Origin of the sequence: Amycolatopsis acidicola, from assembly GCF_007713735.2 — a bacterium.
In the GTDB taxonomy this organism is placed as follows: domain Bacteria; phylum Actinomycetota; class Actinomycetes; order Mycobacteriales; family Pseudonocardiaceae; genus Amycolatopsis_E; species Amycolatopsis_E acidicola.
Genome location: NZ_VMNW02000058.1, coordinates 27,679 through 46,541 on the forward strand (window position 1 = coordinate 27,679; position 18,863 = coordinate 46,541).

An 18,863-nucleotide genomic window follows, 5' to 3' on the forward strand; every position below is an offset into this window, starting at 1 on the left:
CAATACTTGTCCAGGCCACAGGTGCGGAGTGTGAGGTAAAACTGTGCTATGCCCACCCGCCGTTCCGCCGACGCGCCGGCCCCGACCGACGTCGACGCCGTGACCGACGCGGTGCTCACCGCGTCCCGGCTCCTCGTCGCGGTGTCCGCGAAGTCGATCGCGGCCGTCGACGAGTCGATCACCATCCCGCAGTTCCGGCTGCTCGTCGTCCTCGGCCATCGCGGGCCGGTGAAGCTGACGGCGGTGGCCGAAGCGCTGGCGGTGAACCCGTCCACGGCCACCCGCATGGTCGACCGGCTGGTCGCGGCGGAGCTGGTCAGCCGGGAGGCGAACCCGGCGTCCCGGCGGGAGCTGGTCGTGTCGCTGACGGACAGCGGTTCGGCCGTCGTGCGCGAGGTGACGCAGCGGCGGCGCCGCGAGATCGCCCGCATCGTGAGCCGGATGCCGGACACCACCCGGCGCGGGCTGGTGCGCGCGCTCACCGCGTTCACCGAGGCGGGTGGCGAGCCGGCGGTCGAACAGGGCGACCCGCTCTGGCTCTAGCTGTCCGGCCCGGGCGCGCGCAGCGGGCGGCGCTGGTGCAGCGTCAGGAGCCATCGCCCGTCCCGCCGGACGTAGAGGCTCGAGCAGTGCACCCGGCAGTCGCCCTGGTCACCGGTCACGGTCGCCTGGTAGGTGAGGTGGGCGAGGTCGCCGGTCACCGGGACGACGGTCTCCCCGGAGAGCCGGTACTCCCGGAAGGCCAGCGCGGGCGCCCAGTCCGCCAGCGCCTGTCGCCGGTCGAACTGCTTGTCCTCCAGGAAAACCCGGGCGTTGGCGGTCAGCAGCCGGTCGTAGAACGCGACGGCCTGACCGTGCGCCGTGGCGTCCCAAGCCGCCTGTTCCAGCGCGAGTGGTTGCTGCTCGCCCTCCGGGGACCGCACCCGGGCCGCCTCCTGTCCTCGCACCGTTCCGGGTAGAGAAGCATAGGACAAAACTTGCCCAGTGCGGGAGATTTCCGGCAAGTGGTGCCAGGTCCTTTGTGGACGGAGGCGGCCAGGGCGGGCTTCAGATGGCGGTGCGGCCCGCGTCCGCGGCTACCGTCGCGCCGGTCATGAACCCGGCGTTGTCGGACGCGACGAAGGCGATCACCTCGGCGATCTCCCGCGGCCGGGCGAGCCTGCCCAGCAGGGTGGAGGCGGCGATCTGCCGGACCGTCTCCTCGTCCATGAGCACGCTGGTCATCTCGGTGCGGGTGGGGCCGGGCGAGACGGTGTTCACCCGCACCCCGGCCGGGCTGAACTCCGCCGCCCACGTGCGGGTCAGCGACTCCAGCGCGGCTTTTGTGGCGCTGTAGAGCGAAAGCCCGGGCATGCCCACGCTCGCGGCCATCGTGCTGACGTTGACGATGCTGCCGGATCCTCGCTCGAGCATCCCCGGGACCAGTGCCGCGGTGAGGAAGTACGGTGCGCGGATGTTCGCCGCGAGCGCCGCGTCGAAGCTCGCCGCGTCCTGGTCGAGCGTGGGCCCGCCGGGCGCCACCCCGGCGTTGTTGATCAGGATGTCCACCGGTCCCGCTGCCGCCGCGAGCCGGCGCAGATCGTCGAGATCGGTCAGGTCGGCGGCGAGGAAGCGGGCGGTGCCGCCGGCTTCGGTGATGGTTTTGACCGTTGTCGCGCCGCGTTCGGTGCTGCGGCCGGTGATGATCACTTGTGCGCCCGCGGCCGCCATCAGTTCGGCCGTCTCGCGGCCGATTCCGCTGGTCGAGCCGGTGATCAGGACGGTCTTGCCTGCCAGGTCCATCGTGCTGCCTCCCTGCGCAGTGGGTTGTGGCGGCATGACGGCCAAGCAGCTGACGCGCAAGGGGCAGCGGACGGGGGAGCGCATCGTGGCGGCCGCCGCCCGGCTCATGTACGAGCAGGGCGTCACCGAGGCCACCTGGAGGAGGTGCGGCTCGCGGCGGGCGTCAGCGGATCGCAGATCTACCACTACTCCGCGGGCGAACAGGCGCTGCTGGCGGGACACGCTGGTCGAGTACCAGAAGCTGCAGCAGTGCCGGGGCGGCTGCCCGATCGGCTCACTCGGCAGCGAGGTCGCGGAGAACAACCCCGAAGCCCGGCTGGCCGTCGCCTCGTCGTTCGTCAAAGGGCAGGGCTCGATCGAGGACGGCCTGCGCCGGATGCGTGACTGTGGCGAGCTGCGTGCTGATCCCGACGACCTGGCGCTGGCCGTGCTCGCCGCGCTGCAGGGCGGGCTGCTGCTGACGCAGGTGCAGCGCAAGGTGAAACCGCTCGAAACGGCGCTCGACGCGATCCTCGACCACGTGGAATCCCTTACGCGGCAAGCGAAAGGCTAGGCCGCCAGCACCTCCGCCACCTGCGTCACCACGGTCCGGACCTGCGCCTGGCGCGCCAGCCAGGTCGGCAGGGCGAAGCCGGGGTCGGTCAGCGGCGCCCAGGGCCACTCGGGCAGCAGGCGCTTGGCGCTCGGCTCGGTGAGCAGCACCGCGTCGGCCTCGCTCGCCGTCGCGCAGGCGAGCGCGTTTTCGGTGAACCAGGCGAAAACCCAGTCCGGGTGCAGCCCCAGCGCCCGCGCCGCGGCGCTGATCTGGTCGTGTTCCGTGGTCACCTGGTCGCGGCTGTGCGCCAGCACCCGCAGCTCGTCGAGATCGGCCACGCCGAACCGCGTCCGTCCCGCGAGTGGATGCCCCGGGCGCATGGCCAAGCCGAACGGCTGGTCGTAGAGCAGCCGCCCGGCGACCTGGTCCGGCGGCCGCTGGTGCACGAGCGCGAGGTCGAGGTGCCCGGCGCGGAGCATCCGCAGCTGCTCGATGCTGCTGGCGTCGGTGAACGCGATCGCCGCCGACGGCACCTTGTCCTTCAGCGCCCGAAGCTTCGCGTCGAGCCACGACGTGGACATCCCCGGCGGCAGGCCCGTCCGCACGATCTCCCTGGCAGGACCGGCGGAACGGACGACCTCGCGGCTGGCGTCGGCGAGCCGCAGCACCGCGGTGGCGTGCTCGTGCAGGGCGAGCGCGCCAGGCGTGGGCACCACCCCGGTGGTCACGCGTTCGAACAGCACGGTGCCCAGCTGCCGCTCCAGCTGGTGGAGCTGGCGGGTCAGCGCGGGCTGGGAAATGCGCAGGTGCTCGGCCGCGCGGGACACCGAGCGGTGTTCGAAGATGGCCACGAAGTAGCGCAGCTGCCGGAGCTCCATACCTTCAGGGTATGCCCCGGCTGCCCGATTGATATTGGCGCCGCCCCCGGGCCACGCCTTCTACTGGGCGGACACGGAAAGGGAGGTCCATGGTCGAGAAGTACGACGTCGTGGTCGTCGGTGGCGGCGCGGGCGGGATCGGCGCCGCGGTGGGCGCGGCCTGGTCAGGTGCCAGGGTGCTGCAGGTGGAGCAGTACCCGTTCCTCGGTGGCGCGGCCACGATCAGCTCTGTGCTGACGTTCTGCGGGTTCTTCGACCAGCACGGCGAGCGGGTCGTCGCCGGGGTCGGCGAGGAGGTGCTCCGGCGGCTGCGCGACCTCGGCGCCTACGAGGAGAAGACCATGGGGTGGACGGGAAACCGGATCGTCCTGCTCGACACCGAAGCGACCAAGACGGCCTGTGACCGGGTCACCGAGGCGGCGGGCGTGGACGTCTGGCTGCACACCACGCTCATCGGCGCGCGGCGCGAAGGCGACCGGATCACCGAGATCGAGCTGCACCATCGCGGCGGCCGCGAGTACGTCCAGGCTGACGCGTTCATCGACGCCAGCGGCGACGGGGCGTTGCTCGCCGCCGGAGGCGCGGGCGTGCGCGTGGAGCCGGTGGACCAACGGCAGACGAGCACGCTGGTCTGCCGCTTCGGCGGCGTCACCGAGGACGCGGACCTGTCCCGCGAAGGGCTTCGCGCCGCCGTCGCCGCGTACGGGAAGAGCACCGGGATCGAGCTGGCGCGCGACTACGGCATCGCCGTGCACCTGCCCCTGACCCGTGAAGTCATGGCGTTGCTGGTGGACGAACAGGTCGACGTGTTCGACGCGCCCGCCTTCAGCCGCGACGAGGCGAGCGCGCGGCGCCAGGCGTGGATGTATCTCGACGCGCTGCGCAAGCATCTGCCCGGCTGGGCCGGCGCCTACCTCATCGAGACCGGCCCGCAGCTGGGCATCCGCGAGAGCAGGCACCTGGTCGGGCACGAGACGCTCACCGCCGAGGACGTGCTGACCGCGCGCAAGCGGCCAGAGACTTCGATCGCCCGCTGCGGCTGGCCGATCGAGGACCACGCGGGTCCCGGCGTCACCAAGTACACCGAACTGGCCGGAAAGGGCTGGTACGACGTGCCTTACGGCACCATCGCCTCCGCGGACACCCCGAACGCGTGGGGCGTCGGCAGGCTCACGAGCGCCGATCCGCAGGCCTACGCGTCGGTGCGCGTGATGGGGACCGCATTCGCCACGGGCCACGCGGCGGGCGTCGCGGCCGCCCGGTATGCAGAACACGAAACGCACGACGTAGCGGCAATCCGGGCCGGGCTCCGGCGCCAGGCAGCGATCGTCTGACCACCAAGGAGTTCTCAATGACGAGTTCCCGCTATCGCTGGGTCGTGCTCGCCCTGTGCTGGGCGAGCTTCACGATGACCTCGACGGACCGCTCCACCTGGGGACCGGCCTCGTCGGCGGTCAGCGACTCGTGGGGAGTGCCGCTCGCCGCGCTCGGCATCTTCGCCACCTGCTACTACGTCGGCTACGTCGTCTCGAACGCGGCGGGCGGCCTGCTGACGGACTGGCTCGGCAGCCGCGTGGTGCTGGGCACGAGCATGCTCGCGGCCGGCGCGCTGATGACCGTTTTCGGCTCCACCACGTCGATCCCGCTCGGCCTGGTGGTGCAGGGGCTGGTCGGCCTGTTCGCCGGTGTCGAGTTCGCGGCCGGGATGAAGCTGATCACCACGTGGCATCCGCCGCACGAGATCGGGATGGCCAGCGGCATCTTCATGACGGCCACCTCGCTGGGCACGGTGATCGCCAACGCCGTCGTGCCCACGCTGATCGTGCACGCCGGCTGGGGCGCCGCGTACCACACCTTCGGCGTCACGACGATGGTGCTCGCCGTGCTCTGCGCGATCTTCGTGCGCAACGGGAATGTCCAGGCGCGGCAAGGGAAGCGCGCGCTGCCGGACGTGCGGCCGCTGGCACGCAACAAGGATCTGCTGCTGCTGGGCATCGCGGGCTTCGGCGGGCTCTGGGGCACCTACGGGTTCGTCACGTGGTCCAACACGCTGATGATCAAGGGCAGCCACATCTCCCCGGTCGACGCCGGGATCGTGGTGGTGATCTTCTCCGCCACCGCGGTCGCGGTGAAACCGCTGATGGGCTGGATCACCGACCGGCTCGGGCTCGGCATGCGGCTGCCGATCATCGCGATCCTGCTGCTGTTCACCGCCACGCTGCTGGTGTTCGGGGCGCTGCACAGCTACACCGCTTTCCTCGTGGTGGCACCGGTTCTGGGCATCGCCGCGTACGCCTACAGCCCGCTCACCGCGGCGATGATCCCGAAGCTGTCGGGGGACCGGCTGGCCGGTTCCGCCGCGGGCGCGGTGAACGCGGTGTGGCAGCTCGGCAGCGTCCTGGTGCCCGCGGCCGTCGGCCCGGTGTTCCACGCGACCGGCTCGTTCTACGCCGCGTTCGCGCTGCTCGCCGTCGGCCCGCTGCTCGGTGCCGTTGTGCTGCTGGGGGTGCGCAACGACCGTCCGAGCCCGGGCCGTCCGGCGGAACCGGTCACCGCCGCGGGCCGCTGAACCGGCTCGACGAGCGTGGTCTAGGCGTTGACGTCGGAATACTCCTGCGCTACGACGGTTTCGCGGGCCTTCCGGGTGAGCGTGAGGAAGGCCAGCGCGGCGAGCGCGATCGAGATGATCAGGACCAGCCCCATCGGCGTGGCGGTCTCTTCACCCTCGAGGCCCACCAGCGGCGAGGCCACCGCGGCGAGCATGAACTGCAGGCAGCCGAGGAAGGCTGAACCGGTGCCGGCGTTCTTCCCGGTCTCCTCCAGCGCGAGCGCGGTGGCGTTGGAGAACACGAAGCCCAGCGAGCCCTGGAAAACGGCGAACAGCACCAGCGTCGGCACGGTGGGCACGCCGGAATGCACCAGCGTCAGCAGGACAACGGCCGAGACGACGCCCACCGCGAGGCCCCCGCCGATCATCGCGCGGTAGGAAACCTTGCCGGCCAAGGAGGCCGCGACGCTGCTGGTGATCACGATCGCCAGCGCGTTGAGCCCGAACAACAGTGAGTACGTGCCCGCCGACAGCCCGATCACCTTCTGCATCACGAACGGTGAAGCCGAGATGTAGGCGAACAGGGCGGCGAAGGCGAAACAGAACGTGAGCAGGTAGCCGACGTAATTGCGGTTCGACAGCGCCTCGCGGGCACCGGAAACGGTAGCCCGGAAGCCGCCCCCGCCCCGGGACTCCGCGGGCAGTGTCTCCTTCACGAAGGCTGCTGCCCCGAGGAACATCAGCGCGGTCAGCCCGGTCAGCACCCAGAACACCGCGCGCCAGCCGACGCTGGTGATCACCGCGCCCCCGGTCAGCGGCGCGACCACCGGCGCGACGATGGCGATGATGATCGTGACGCCGAGCAGCTTCGCGGCGCGCGGGCCCTTCGTGGTGTCGGCGATGATCGCCCTCGCCAGCACCACCCCGGCCGCGCCGCCGAGGCCCTGCACGAAGCGCGCCACGCCCAGCGTTTCCACGTTCGGCGCCAGCGCGCAGGCGACGCTGGCGAGCAGGCACACGAAGGAGCCGATGAGCAGCGGCTTCCGGCGGCCGACGGCGTCGGCGAGCGGGCCGATGAACAGCTGTCCGAGGCCGAGCCCGACGAGGAACGCCGTCAGCGTGAGCTGCACGCCGGTGGCGCTCGTGCCGAGGTCGGCCGCCATCTCGGGGAAGGCGGGCAGGTACATGTCCGTCGCGAGCGGGGCGACGGCGGTGAGCAGGGCCAGCAGCGCGATCAGTACGCCGCCGAGCGGGCGGGGAGTGGGGTCAGGCATCGGGTTCTTTCCGGGGGCAGGGAACAGCGACAGGATGTGTATGGGTAGATAGATATATTATCATATGGAGTACGATCGGGGCATGACCACGAAGCGTCCGACGGAGGAACATCGTGAGCTCGCCGGCGTGCTCCGCGGGCTGTCGTGGACGATCCACCGGCTGGTGCCCGAGACGGCCGGGCTCGAACCGTTGCCGAACACCGAACTCGCGGCGCTGAAACAGGTTCTGGACACACCGGGGATCACGGTCGGCGAGCTGGCCGGGCGGCTGGGGATGAAGCAGAGCAACACCAGCGCGGCGGTGCGCGCGCTGACCGGGCGGGGTCTGATCGCGCGGGAGGGCAGCCCGGAGGACGGGCGGGTCACGCGGCTCGTGCCCACCGAGAAGTCACTGGCCGACGATGAGCTGATCGACGAGGTCTGGTCCGGCACCATCCGCGCGGCGATGGCCCGGCTCGAGCCCGCGCAGATCGCCGCGATCTCCTCCGCCGCCGACGCGCTCAAGGCGCTCGACGAGGTGCTGCACACGGAGGCGCGAAAGGCCTAGCGCGGGCCGTGTGCCTAGTCGGTCCGCTTGGCCTTCGCCGCCGCGCGGGCGCACGATGGACGGGGACATCCAGCTGGAGGGAGTCGTCATGTCGGTGAAGCTGAACCACACCATCGTCGAAGCGGCCGACCGAGAGCAGACCGCCGCGTTCTTCGCGGACATCCTGGGCCTGCCGGAGCCGGTGCCCTACGGCCCGTTCCTCGTGCTGCAAGCGGACAACGACGTCTCGCTCGACGTCATCGAGTCCGGCGGCCCGGTGCACCCCCAGCACTACGCGTTCCTGGTGGGGGAGGAGGAGTTCGACCGGATCTTCGGCCGCATCACCGACCGCGGCCTGGAGTACTGGGCGGACCCGCACGGGCACGAACCGGGGCGTGTCAACCACAACGACGGTGGCCGCGGGGTCTACTGGAACGACCCCAACGGCCACCGGCTGGAGATCATCACGCGCCCGTACGGGGGCTGACGGCGTCCGGCGCGTCGAGGCTCCGGTCCAAATAGGACGCTCCCATGTTGTCGAGTGTCACGTCCGCGCGACCGGCCCACTCACGCAGTCGGCGGCGAAGTCCTGTTCGCGGTAGCTCACGGCGATGTCCGCGCCGAGGCGGCGGCTCGACTGAAGCGGCGATCGACTCCTTCGTCGCCACCACGTGCTGCCTCGGCGTCCGCACCGAGCCGGCAAGCCTGCCGTGCCCGACGTATTCAACCTCGTCGTGCGGCCGAATCGCGTACAGGCGCGGTGCACGAAGCCAAGACCGCGCGCGGTGGCCGGAGCTGACCGTGCTGCCCTGGCCCAACGGTCGATGAGGTGATCGGGGACCAACGGCCCTGCCGTACCGGCGATCTCGTGTCACGCTGAGGGACATGACAGAGCCGGTCAGAGGGATCGTCGCCGGGATCGATGGGTCCCGGTCCGCCGTGGAGGCCGCGTGCTGGGCCGCGCGCGAGGCCCGGTACCGCGGCGCCGAGTTGACGTTGCTGCACACCACGTTCGTGCCCGACCCCGCCCCGTACGTTCCGGTGAAACTGCCCCGCAGCTACCCGGATGCCCTCCGCGAGCAAGGCGCCGAGTGGCTCGCCGACGCCGAACAAGCGGTGCGCGAGCTCGACCCGGGTCTCGTCGTGCACGTGGTTCAGCGCGAGGGCGTCGTGCTGAACGGGTTGATCGCGGCGACGACCACCGCGCAGCTCGTGGTGGTCGGCTCGCGTGGGCTAGGTGGCGTGGGCGGCTTCGTGCTGGGCTCCGTCGCGCGGGCGCTCATCGCGCGCGGGCAGGGGCCGGTCGCCATCGTCCGCGGGGAGGCGCCGGACGGCGCGCCCGTCGCGGTGGGCGTGTCCGGCGAAGCGGAGTCGGATCCGGCGATCGGCTTCGCCTTCGAGGCGGCGAGCCAACGCCGGGTCCCGTTGCTCGCCGTACGGGCGTCCGGCGAGCAGCTGCCGCCGCGGCTCGACCAATGGACGACAAAGTACCCGGACGTCGAGGTGCGCCCGATTGCCGTGAAAGGCAAGCACGCCAAGGAAATCGCCAAAGCCGCGAAGGACGCGCAACTGGTCGTCGTCGGCGTCCGCGGGGGCGCGTCGACGGCTCAGGCGTTGGCGCGCACCAGCTCCTGCCCCGTCGCGGTGATCCGCTGAAAGGTCACTGCATCCGGCGCGGCGACAGCAGCAGGTGCTCCGACCTCGCCGACGCCATCGTGGACATCACCAGCGACGCCGCGCCGATCGCCCCGCCGTCCTCGCCGAGCGCGGTGCCGCGAACGTCGACCGTGTGCACGTCGCGGACCGTCAGCAGCGAAGCGGTGATCGGTGGCGCCACCCGGAGGTAGCTGGGGGACAACGCAGACCAGTTCGGCCCGCCCAGCACCACGGTGTCCAGGTCGAGGACGTTCGCGAGTTTCCCCGCCGCACGGGCGATCCCGCGCGCCGACTTGTCGACGATGGCCTGCGCCCTCTCGTCACCTTCGCCCGCCAACGCGCACAGGCGGCCGAGTGACTTTTCGACGGCCAGGTGGTCTTCCACGTTCACCCGCGGCAGGATCCCGGCCTCGACCGCCGCGGAGACCAGATGCACCGGCGCGCAGGTGATCGCGATGCACCCGCGCCCGCCGCAGTAACACCGTGGCCCGTCCGGATCACCGCTCAGGTGCCCGATCTCGCCGAGGTTGTCGCTCGCCCCGCGCATCACCTCACCGCCCAGCACGATGCCCGCGCCGATCCCGGTGCCCAGGTAGATGAACGCGAAGTTCGCCAGCGAACCGCCGCCTGCCCACAGCTCCCCGGTGGCCGCCGCGATCGTGTCCTTCTCCAGCACCACAGGCAATCCGGTGCGGTTCTCGAGTTCGTCGCGCAGCCGCACCACGCCCCAGCCACGCAGGTTCGGCGGCCCCACCACGGAATCGGCCATGATCGGCCCCGGCGTGGACACCCCCAGCCCGGAAATGCGGTGCAGCGGGATCTTCCGGCTGCGCACCAGTTCCGTGACCGCGCCGACGATCGCTTCGAGCACGTCCTCGGGCCCGTCGGTGAACGGCGTGGCGATGGACGCCCTGTCCTCCACTTCGCCCGCGAGGTTCAGCAGCACCAGCGTCATCCGGGCGGGATCTATGTGCAGCCCCACCGAATACTGCCCCTGCGGCACCACCCGGAACATCGTCCGCCTGGCGCCCGTGTCGGCGGCTGCCCGGCCCGCCTCCTCGATCAGCCCGGCGTCGACGAGCCGGCGCACGATGTTGGACACCGTCTGCCCGGACAGCCCGGTGCGCTGGGAGAGCTCGACCCGGCTGATGTGCTCGCTGCTGCGCACGAGATCGAGCACGAGCAACTGGTTGTAGTCGCCAACGCGTGGCAGGTTCGACCCCCGCCGCTCCATCCTCGAAAACCCCCATCGGTTACTGGCGATCAGCGGCTCTACCCGCAGGTTCGCGACGACGCAAGTGATCCTAAGGGATGGTCGGCGGGCTTGTAAATCAATTTGATTGTGTTAGCGTCTCGGGCCGTTGGGGCTGAGTTGCCTTCGAAGGAGAAGCCGCATGAAATTCGCGAAACCGGCCGCCGTCGCCGCGCTGGCGGTCAGCCTCATCGCTCCACTCGCCGCCTGTTCGAGTTCGGACTCCGGCTCGGGCGGCGTCGTCCACCTGACGTTCCGCCAGTTCGACCCGGAGAGCGAGGTCACCGGGCTCAAGACGGCGCTCGACGCCTGGAACGCCGCGCATCCCAACATCCAGGTCGAACTGCAGACGCTCAGCCCCAACAACGCGCAGCAGTTCGCCCGCGAGGCGAACTCCGGTTCCGGGCCGGACATCGACCAGATCGCCTACACCGACGTGTCCTTCCTGGCCACGCCCAAGATCCTCCAGCCGCTGGACGACCTCGAAAAGAACGATCCGCTGCCCGGCGGCACCGACGGCCTGCTCGCCACCGACCTGACCAAGATCGACGGCAAGACGTGGGCGATGCCGTGGACGGCCGACACGATGGCGCTGGTGTACAACCAGAAAGCGCTTACCGCCGCCGGCATCGCGAAACCGCCGGCCACGTGGGAGGAGCTCGCCGCCGACGCCAAGCAGATCAGCTCCTCCAGCGGTGGTAAGACGGCCGGTTTCTGTTTCCCCGCTTCGGGTTCCGCCACGAGCGCCGGCTGGTTCGCGATCAACTACTACCTCTGGTCGCACGGCGCCACGCTGGTGAAGAAGGACGCGGCGGGCAACTGGTCGGCCGGCGCCACGAAGGAACAGCTCACCAGCGCGATCCAGTTCTTCACCGATCTGTTCTCCTCCGGCGCGGTGTCCAAGGCGAACCAGGCGGTGCAGGACTACAGCGACCCGTCGATCGTCAACGGGCTCGCGAACGGCTCCTGCGCGATGACCTACGAACCGCCGTCCACCTTCACCAAGCTGGAGCAGCAGGCGACCGCCGCGGGCACCACCGTGACCACCGCGCCGATGCCCTCGGGCCTCACCGACGGCGCGACGCACCTCGGCGGCCGCGCGCTGGGCATCAACCGCAACACCGAGCACGCCGAAGAGGCCTGGCAGGTCATCAAGTACCTGATGAGCGCCGACACGTTCAAGACCTACACCCAGTACCCGGCGAACAAGACCACGCTGACGCAGCTTTCGGTACCGCAGTCGCAACAGGGCTACGTGCAGCAGCTGCCGCACTCGCAGTCCTTCGGCCGCTACATCGGCTCCGAGATGACCGTGTCCTCGATCGAACAGCTGGCGAACCAGCAGTTCTCGTCCGTCTACTCCGGACAGTCGTCGGCCGCGGACGCCGCGTCGGCGCTCCTCGACGGGCTGGCCAAGGGCCTCAAGGGCTGAGCGGTGGCCACCCGTTCCGCTTCCCGGCAGGGGTACGCGCTCGTCACGCCGGCGTTGCTGGTCATCGCCGTGCTGTTCGTGTTCCCCAGCGTGTACAACGTCGTGCTCGCGTTCCAGAAGCTGACGCCCTACGACTCACCCGGCGACGCGGAGTGGACCGGGTGGGACAACTTCAAGGCGATCTTCACCGATCCGGAGATCGGCAGCGCGGCGCTGAACACGGTGTTCTGGCTGACGGCCGTCACCGTGGTGATCCGGCTGGTGCTCGGTCTCGGCCTCGCGCTGCTGCTGCAGAGCCCCGTGCTCGAACGGTGGCGGCTGCGGGGGACGGCCAGGACGCTCGTGCTGGTGCCGTGGATGGTGCCGCCGGTGGTCGCCGTCGCGTGCTGGAAGTGGATCTTCGACGCGAACACCGGGGTGCTCAACCAGTTCCTCGTCGCCACCCACCTCCTGCCTGCCGGGGTGCCGTTCCTGGCGCAGACCTCCACGGTGTGGTGGTCGGTGGTGGCCATCATCGTCTGGCGCGAGCTGCCGTTCGTGGTGGTGGTGCTGATGGCGGGGCTGCAGTCGATCCCCAAGGAGCAGTACGAGGCGGCTTCGCTGGACTCGGCGGGCCGCTGGCAGTCCTTCCGGCACGTCACGCTGCCCAGCCTCCGGCCGGTGATGATCGTCGTGGTGCTGATGACGGTCATCCAGACCTTCAACAACTTCGTCTACGTCTGGCTGTCCACCGGCGGCGGACCCGGCACGTACACCCAGGTGCTCGCGACGCAGCTCTACTCGGCCGCGTTCGTGTCCAACGACCTCGGCCAGGGAGCGGCGATCGGGATCGTGATGACCGCGGTGATGGCGATCTTCGCGCTGGCCTACCTGCGCGCGACCGCCGACCGGGAGGGACGCTGAATGAGCACCGAAACGAAAGCCCCGCCGGTGCACGACGTCCCGCCCGCCACGGTACGGCGCAACCGGCCACGGAAGCGCCGGGCGCGCGATCTGCTGGTGATCGTGCCGACGTTCGCCATCCTGTTCGTGATCGTCTTTCCCGTGCTGTGGATGGTGTTCACCTCGCTGCGGCCGGCCACGGCGCTCGGCGCGCGGCTGCCGTTCGGCCAGTGGTTCGACGGGCTCGGGTTCGACGCGTATGCGCGGCTGTTCCAGGGCTCGGACTTCGGCCGCTACCTCGGCAACAGCCTGCTGGTATCGGTGATCAGCACCGCGTGCACAGTGGTACTGGCGAGCCTCGCCGCCTACGCGCTCTCACGATTTTCCTTCCGTGGCAAGGGAACCGTGCTCCTCGTCGTGCTCGCGACGCAGCTGCTGCCGTTCGTCGTGCTGATCACGCCGATGTACCTGGCGTTCGGCGAGCTCGGGCTGCTCGACTCCTACGCCGGCCTGATCATCGTGTACGTCGCGATGACGCTGCCGCTGGCGATCTACCTGATGATGGGCTATTTCAACACGATCCCGACGGTGCTCGACGAAGCCGCGCGGATCGACGGCTGCTCCACGGTGGGCGTGCTGTTCCGCGTCGTGTTCCCGATCGCGGTGCCCGGTATCGTCACCGTCGTCATCACCACGTTCATCGCGACCTGGGAGGAGTTCTTCTTCGCCAGCGTGCTGATGACGGGGGAGAAGCTCAAGACCGTCCAAGTGGGACTGTCGTCGTTCTTCGGGGAGTACGCCAGCGACTGGGGGATGATCATGGCCGCCGCCACGGTTTCCGCGATCCCGACCGTCGTGCTGTTCTCGCTCGTGCAGAAGCGCCTGGTCGCGGGCATGGCCGCAGGGAGTGTGAAGGAATGAACCCGAACGTCGTGGTGCTCTACGCCGACGATCTCGGCTGGGGTGACCTCGGGTGCTTCGGCGCCGACGACTTCGATACCCCGGCGCTGGACGGGCTCGCCGCGTCGGGTGCCCGGCTGCCGCAGTGGTACTCGAATTCGCCGGTCTGCTCGCCTTCGCGTGCTTCGCTGCTTACGGGACGGCATCCGGCGCACGCCGGGGTGGAGGCGATTCTCGGCGGCACGCGGCACACCGTCGGGCTGCCACCGCAGACGACGCTGGCGAGCGAGTTGCGCGATCGTGGTTACGCCACGGGCATTTTCGGCAAATGGCATCTGGGCGTGGACCAGGACTACAACCCGCTGCGCCGGGGTTTCGACGAACACTTCGGCTTCCGCGCCGGCTGCGTCGACTACTACTCGCACATCTACTACTGGGGCGAGCACAATCCCATCCATGACCTGTGGGAGGGCGAGGACGAGGTCTGGCACAACGGCGAATACCTCACCACGGTCATCGCCCGCCGTGCCGCGGAGTTCATCGAGCGCAACGCCGAGCGCCCGTTCTTCTGTTACGTGCCCTTCAATGCGCCGCACTACCCGCTGCACGCGCCCGAGGAGTACATGGCCCGCTTCGCGTACCTGCCCGAGGGGCGCCGGATGATGGCGGCGATGGTGAAGGCGATGGACGACGGGATCGCCGTGATCCTGGAAACCCTTGCGCGCCTGGGACTTCGGGAGAATACGATCGTGTTCTTCTCCTCCGACAACGGTCCGTCGATCGAGGAGCGTAACTGGTTCGACGGCGAGGAGGTCTCCTACGACGGGGGTTCCGCCGGGGGTTTGCGCGGGCACAAGGGTTCGCTGTTCGAGGGCGGGATCCGGGTGCCCAGCATGATTTCCTGGCCAGCGGCGATTCCGGCCGGACAGACGCCGGAAGTGGTGGGGTACATGGCAGATCTCGTGCCCACGGTGCTCGAAGCGGTCGACGGCGTACCGCCCGAAAATCACACGATCGATGGTGAATCGGTGCTTTCGTCGCTGAAAACCGGTGCGGCGGGGCCCGAACGTCTGCTACTTTGGCAGTATGAGGGCCAGCTCGCTGGCCGCTTGGGCCGTTGGAAGGCCGTGCTGGACGCGTGTGAGAGCCTCGAATCCCAGGTCGCGGTAGCCGAGGGATTGTACGACCTCCATGAGGATCCGGCCGAGGAACACGATCTTTCCCGCAGACATCCGGCGAAGTTCGCCGAGCTGCGTGCTGAGCTGGTCCGTTTCGCGCAATGCTGCGAAGGCTGGCGCCGCGCCCCCGTCCGCTGAGCCCGTTCGCTGAGCCCCGTACGCATCAGGAGAATCATGCACGACACCACTGCCCAGATCGAGATGCGCATAGAACGCTTCGTGCGTGAGCGCATCGCGCCGGCCGTGGAGCGCCGCCACGTGGCGCTCGGCGTCACGGCCTGGGAGGTGCCCGGCGAACCGGTGCCGTTCGGCGAGGCGGTGGCGCGGGAGTTCACGCCGTTCGCGGTGGGCAGGCCGTGGAGCAAACCCTGGGGCACCACGTGGTTCCACGTCACGGGGGAGATCCCGGCGGGCTGGGGCGGCGAGGGCACGGCGGTGGAGCTGGTCGTCGATCTGGGGTTTTCCGCGCGGCAGCCCGGTTTCCAGGCCGAGGGGCTCGTCTACCGGCCCGACGGCACGATCGTGAAAGGCCTGGAGCCGCTGAACAACGCGGTGCCCGTCGGGCCGGGACCCGTTGACCTGTATGTGGAAGCGGCGTCCAACCCGGATGTCGGCGGGCATTACTTCTACCTGCCCACCCCACTCGGCGACAAGGCGACGGCCGGCACGGAGCCGATCTACACGCTGCGCCGGATCGACCTCGTCGAGCACGATCTGACCGTGCGGCATCTCTTACGGGACTGCTGGACGCTCACCGGGCTGATGGCCGAGCTGGAGCCGTCCCTGCCCCGCCGTGCCGAGATCCTGCGCGCGCTGGAGCGGATGTGCGATGTCGTGGATCCCGAACGAGTAGCCGAAACCGCCGCGGCAGGGCGGAAAGCGCTCGCCGACGTGCTCGCTTCGCCCGCGTACGCGAGCGCGCATCAGGTGATCGCCGTGGGGCACGCGCACATCGACTCGGCGTGGTTGTGGCCCACGCGCGAGACCATCCGCAAATGCGCGCGCACCTTCTCCAACGTCCTCGCGCTGATGGACGAGTACCCGGACTTCGTGTTCGCCTGCTCCAGCGCCCAGCAGTACGCCTGGATGAAGGACCACTACCCGGAGCTGTTCGAGCGGATCCGCGCGCGGGTGGCGGACGGCCGGTTCGTGCCCGTGGGCGGCATGTGGGTCGAGTCCGACACGAACCTGCCCGGTGGTGAGGCGCTGGCCCGGCAGTTCGTGCAGGGCAAGGGTTTCTTCCTGCGGGAGTTCGGGTTCGAGCCGGACGACGTGTGGCTGCCGGACTCCTTCGGCTACACCGGCGCCCTGCCGCAGATCGCGCGCGCGGCGGGCGCGAACTCGTTCCTGACGCAGAAGATCTCGTGGAACGAGACCAACCGGATGCCGCACCACACGTTCTGGTGGGAGGGCATCGACGGCACCCGCATCTTCACGCATTTCCCGCCCACGGACACCTACAACTCGGATCTCTCGGGCGCGGATCTCGCCCGGGCCCAACGGCAGTACGCGGAGAAGGGCGTCTCGAACATCTCGCTGACGCCGTTCGGTTTCGGGGACGGCGGGGGCGGTCCCACGCGCGAGATGATGGAGGCCGCGGCGCGCACACGCTCGCTGGAGGGTTCGCCGCGGGTCGAGGTCGGCACGCCGCGGGAGTTCTTCGACAGGGCCAAGGCGTCGCATCCGGCACCGGCCACGTGGTCCGGCGAGATGTACCTGGAACTGCACCGGGGCACGTACACCTCGCAGGCGAAGACGAAGCAGGGCAACAGGCGCAGCGAGCACCTGCTGCGCGAAGCGGAGCTGTGGCACGCGACGGCGGCCTGGCGCGGGCTCGGCGAGTACCCGTACGAAGCGCTGGACGAGGCGTGGCAAACCGTTCTCCTGCAACAGTTCCACGACATCCTGCCGGGTTCCTCGATCGCCTGGGTGCACCAGGAGGCCGAACGCAACTACGCCGAAGTCGCCGCGACGCTCGAGCCGCTGATCGACGACGCGCAGCGCGCGCTCGCCGGGCCGGGGGAGTCGGAGGTCGTGTTCAACGCGGCTCCCGTCGCCGCTGCCGGCGCGCCCGCGCTCGGCGCGGTCACCGGAGCGTTGCCTTCCTGGGTCGCGCCGGCCGCCTCGGATTCGGGGTGGGTGCTGGAGAACACCTCCGTCCGGGCGGTCTTCGACGCGGACGGCCTGCTCGTGTCCTTTGTAGACCGTGCGGCGGATCGTGAGGTGCTGGCGTCCCCGGCGGCGTTGCTGCAGGTGTGCCGCGATCTGCCGAACCAGTGGGACGCCTGGGACATCAACGAGCACTACCGGCACTCCATCGTCGAGCTGCGGGACGCCGACGAGGTGCGGGCCACCGGTGACGCCCTCGTCGTGCGGCGCTCGTTCCAGGATTCGGTGTTCGTGCAGACGTTCCGCCTCGGCGCCGACGCGGGCGAGCTGGAGATCGAAACCCGGGTCGACTGGCACGAGCAGGAAAAGCTGCTGAAGCTCGCGTTCCCGCTCGCCGTGCACGCCGACCGCGCGGCGTCGGAGATCCAGTTCGGGCACATCCAGCGCCCGACGCACACGAACACCTCGTGGGACGCGGCGCGGTTCGAGACCGCCGCGCACCGGTGGGTGCACGTGGCGGAGCCCGGGTTCGGCGTGGCGGTGGCGAACGACTCGACCTACGGACACGACATCACGCGCCGCTGGGCGGAGGACGGCTCGACCGTGACGCTCGTCCGCCAGTCGCTGCTGCGCGCCCCGCGGTTCCCCGATCCCGAGGCGGACCAAGGCGAACACGTGCTGCGCACCGCGCTGCGCCCGGCGCCGACAGTGCTCGAGGCGCTCGACACGGGCTACCGGCTGAACCTCCCGGCCCGCGTGGTTTCCGGTGGCGGCCCGGTGGCTCCGCTGGTCGCGGTGTCGTCGCCCGCAGTCGTCGTGGAGGCGGTCAAACTCGCCGAGGACCGCTCGGGCGATCTCGTCATCCGCCTGTACGAGGCCCGCGGCGGCCGGGCCCGCACGGGAGTCGGGATCTCGGAACCCTTCGCGCGGGCCTGGACCACCGACCTGCTCGAACGGGAAACTCCGCAAACCCGGTCCTGGGCGGGAAAGCCGATCGAACTGGAGTTGCGGCCGTTCGAGATCGTGACCCTGCGGGTGCGGCGCGGGTAACGTCCCTGCCATGCTGCGACTGGGATTCCCGGTGCTGGGTGTGACTGACGTGCCGCGGGCGGAGGCCTTCTGGACGGCGGCGCTGAACCTCGTACCGACCGAAGAGTGGGCGAGCGACACCTGGCGCACGCTGAACCACGCGGACGGCTCGGGCCGGGCTCTCGCCCTGATGTACAGCGAGTCCCCGGCCGAGCCGCGCCCACGGCTGCACCTCGACCTGTTCGTCGACACCACCGCGGAGCAGCAGGCGGAGATCACGCGACTGCTCGGACTCGGCGCCCGTGAAGTGGACTGGCAGCTCTACCCGCCGAAGCCGGACTTCGTCGTACTAGCCGACCCCGACGGCAACCTGTTCTGTGTGGTCGACCTGAGCGCGGCCCCGTCAGGAAGCTAGCCGCGCGGGGCCCCGGTACCCGAACCCGCGAGGTGGTTCCGGTCCCGTTCGCCGCAACACCTGACGCCAACACCTTCGGACCACCTCCCACCCCGCCGACACGCGTGCCCAGAGAGGAGCTTGGAACGAATCGCCCGGACACTACCGCCGAGCCCCCTTTCCGCAGGCCTCCAGCGCGCCACCGACGCTCGGAAAGCGCTTTCCTCCACCCCCGGCGGCCGACACGCGCCACCGGCCGGCTCGCCACACCACTGGCGATAGCCGCGGCGACAGCGCCGCCGTCGCCCTCGCTCTCGCCCTCGCTGCCGCCGTGGTGCTGACGTCGCAGCCGCGCTGCCTGCCGCACCCACCCTCGCTACCGTCGCCCTCGCCGCCGCACCAGCGCTGGCTGCCCCGGTGGTGCTGCCCGCCGTAGCCGCGCTCACCCCGGTATCCGCGCTCGCCGCCGCATCGACGCTGGCCGCCCC

At 70.1% G+C, this 18,863-nt stretch carries 18 protein-coding genes; 13 read left to right on the forward strand and 5 right to left on the reverse strand.

Annotated features, from left to right (window positions below; genetic code table 11):
* The first annotated feature begins 48 nt into the window (after positions 1–48).
* Positions 49–543 (forward strand): MarR family winged helix-turn-helix transcriptional regulator, encoded by a 495-nt coding sequence (locus FPZ12_RS30105; RefSeq protein ID WP_144752896.1) that lies wholly within the window; start codon positions 49–51, stop codon positions 541–543.
* Here the strand turns inward: FPZ12_RS30105 and FPZ12_RS30110 are convergent.
* Together FPZ12_RS30110 and FPZ12_RS30115 are read right to left on the reverse strand one after the other, a co-directional pair.
* Complete coding sequence (locus FPZ12_RS30110) at positions 540–923, reverse strand: nuclear transport factor 2 family protein (RefSeq protein WP_166462958.1); 384 nt, start codon at positions 921–923, stop codon at positions 540–542. The genes FPZ12_RS30105 and FPZ12_RS30110 overlap by 4 nt on opposite strands.
* 124 nt (positions 924–1,047) lie before the next feature.
* A complete protein-coding gene (locus FPZ12_RS30115) occupies positions 1,048–1,782 on the reverse strand; it encodes an SDR family NAD(P)-dependent oxidoreductase (protein WP_144752902.1) in 735 nt (244 codons plus the stop codon).
* A 34-nt stretch (positions 1,783–1,816) separates the two neighbouring features.
* On the opposite strand from FPZ12_RS30115, the gene FPZ12_RS30120 reads away from it, so the two are divergent.
* Positions 1,817–2,335, forward strand: coding sequence for an LmrA/YxaF family transcription factor (locus tag FPZ12_RS30120; RefSeq protein ID WP_208026076.1), 519 nt, complete (start codon positions 1,817–1,819; stop codon positions 2,333–2,335).
* Here FPZ12_RS30120 and FPZ12_RS30125 read toward each other — a convergent pair.
* Positions 2,332–3,195, reverse strand: a complete 864-nt coding sequence (locus FPZ12_RS30125) for a LysR family transcriptional regulator (protein WP_144752905.1) — start codon at positions 3,193–3,195, stop codon at positions 2,332–2,334. The two genes, FPZ12_RS30120 and FPZ12_RS30125, sit on opposite strands and share 4 nt — an antisense overlap.
* An 89-nt stretch (positions 3,196–3,284) precedes the next feature.
* Between FPZ12_RS30125 and FPZ12_RS30130 the strand changes: the two genes are divergently transcribed.
* Both FPZ12_RS30130 and FPZ12_RS30135 read left to right on the forward strand, forming a co-directional pair.
* A complete protein-coding gene (locus FPZ12_RS30130; RefSeq protein WP_144752908.1) occupies positions 3,285–4,529 on the forward strand; it encodes an FAD-dependent oxidoreductase in 1,245 nt (414 codons plus the stop codon).
* Between the two features lie 17 nt (positions 4,530–4,546).
* Positions 4,547–5,764 carry an MFS transporter gene (locus FPZ12_RS30135; RefSeq protein ID WP_208026077.1) on the forward strand — a complete coding sequence of 406 codons (1,218 nt, stop codon included), beginning with the start codon at positions 4,547–4,549 and terminating at the stop codon, positions 5,762–5,764.
* Positions 5,765–5,784: 20 nt separating this feature from the next.
* Here FPZ12_RS30135 and FPZ12_RS30140 read toward each other — a convergent pair whose 3' ends face one another.
* Positions 5,785–7,017: a multidrug effflux MFS transporter gene (locus FPZ12_RS30140; RefSeq protein WP_144752911.1), complete on the reverse strand. Its 1,233-nt coding sequence runs from the start codon at positions 7,015–7,017 to the stop codon at positions 5,785–5,787.
* 82 nt (positions 7,018–7,099) lie between these two features.
* On the opposite strand from FPZ12_RS30140, the gene FPZ12_RS30145 reads away from it, so the two are divergent.
* The 3 genes from FPZ12_RS30145 (at position 7,100) to FPZ12_RS30160 (ending at position 9,199) form a co-directional block, all read left to right on the forward strand.
* Positions 7,100–7,564 carry a MarR family winged helix-turn-helix transcriptional regulator gene (locus FPZ12_RS30145; RefSeq protein ID WP_150980559.1) on the forward strand — a complete coding sequence of 155 codons (465 nt, stop codon included), beginning with the start codon at positions 7,100–7,102 and terminating at the stop codon, positions 7,562–7,564.
* Between the two features lie 88 nt (positions 7,565–7,652).
* Complete coding sequence (locus FPZ12_RS30150) at positions 7,653–8,030, forward strand: VOC family protein (protein ID WP_144757927.1); 378 nt, start codon at positions 7,653–7,655, stop codon at positions 8,028–8,030.
* Between the two features lie 398 nt (positions 8,031–8,428).
* Entirely contained in the window at positions 8,429–9,199 is a 771-nt protein-coding gene (locus FPZ12_RS30160; RefSeq protein ID WP_144757926.1) for a universal stress protein, read from the forward strand.
* A 4-nt stretch (positions 9,200–9,203) separates the two neighbouring features.
* On the opposite strand, the gene FPZ12_RS30165 is transcribed toward FPZ12_RS30160, so the two are convergent.
* Positions 9,204–10,433: an ROK family transcriptional regulator gene (locus FPZ12_RS30165; RefSeq protein ID WP_144757925.1), complete on the reverse strand. Its 1,230-nt coding sequence runs from the start codon at positions 10,431–10,433 to the stop codon at positions 9,204–9,206.
* Positions 10,434–10,593: 160 nt separating this feature from the next.
* Between FPZ12_RS30165 and FPZ12_RS30170 the strand changes: the two genes are divergently transcribed.
* The 6 genes from FPZ12_RS30170 to FPZ12_RS30195 are packed head-to-tail and all read left to right on the forward strand — an operon-like array spanning position 10,594 to position 18,396.
* On the forward strand, positions 10,594–11,883 hold the full coding sequence (locus FPZ12_RS30170; protein WP_144757924.1) for an ABC transporter substrate-binding protein: 1,290 nt from the start codon (positions 10,594–10,596) through the stop codon (positions 11,881–11,883).
* A gap of 3 nt (positions 11,884–11,886) precedes the next feature.
* The gene (locus tag FPZ12_RS30175; protein WP_144757923.1) at positions 11,887–12,786 is read left to right on the forward strand and encodes a carbohydrate ABC transporter permease; all 900 of its coding nucleotides are present in this window, start codon (positions 11,887–11,889) and stop codon (positions 12,784–12,786) included.
* Positions 12,787–13,686, forward strand: a complete 900-nt coding sequence (locus FPZ12_RS30180; RefSeq protein WP_144757922.1) for a carbohydrate ABC transporter permease — start codon at positions 12,787–12,789, stop codon at positions 13,684–13,686.
* Complete coding sequence (locus tag FPZ12_RS30185; RefSeq protein ID WP_144757921.1) at positions 13,683–14,981, forward strand: sulfatase-like hydrolase/transferase; 1,299 nt, start codon at positions 13,683–13,685, stop codon at positions 14,979–14,981. The genes FPZ12_RS30180 and FPZ12_RS30185 overlap by 4 nt, the downstream gene beginning before the upstream one ends.
* 36 nt (positions 14,982–15,017) lie before the next feature.
* Positions 15,018–18,002, forward strand: coding sequence for an alpha-mannosidase (locus FPZ12_RS30190; RefSeq protein ID WP_144757920.1), 2,985 nt, complete (start codon positions 15,018–15,020; stop codon positions 18,000–18,002).
* Between the two features lie 10 nt (positions 18,003–18,012).
* A complete protein-coding gene (locus FPZ12_RS30195) occupies positions 18,013–18,396 on the forward strand; it encodes a VOC family protein (protein ID WP_144757919.1) in 384 nt (127 codons plus the stop codon).
* The last annotated feature ends 467 nt before the right edge of the window (positions 18,397–18,863 follow it).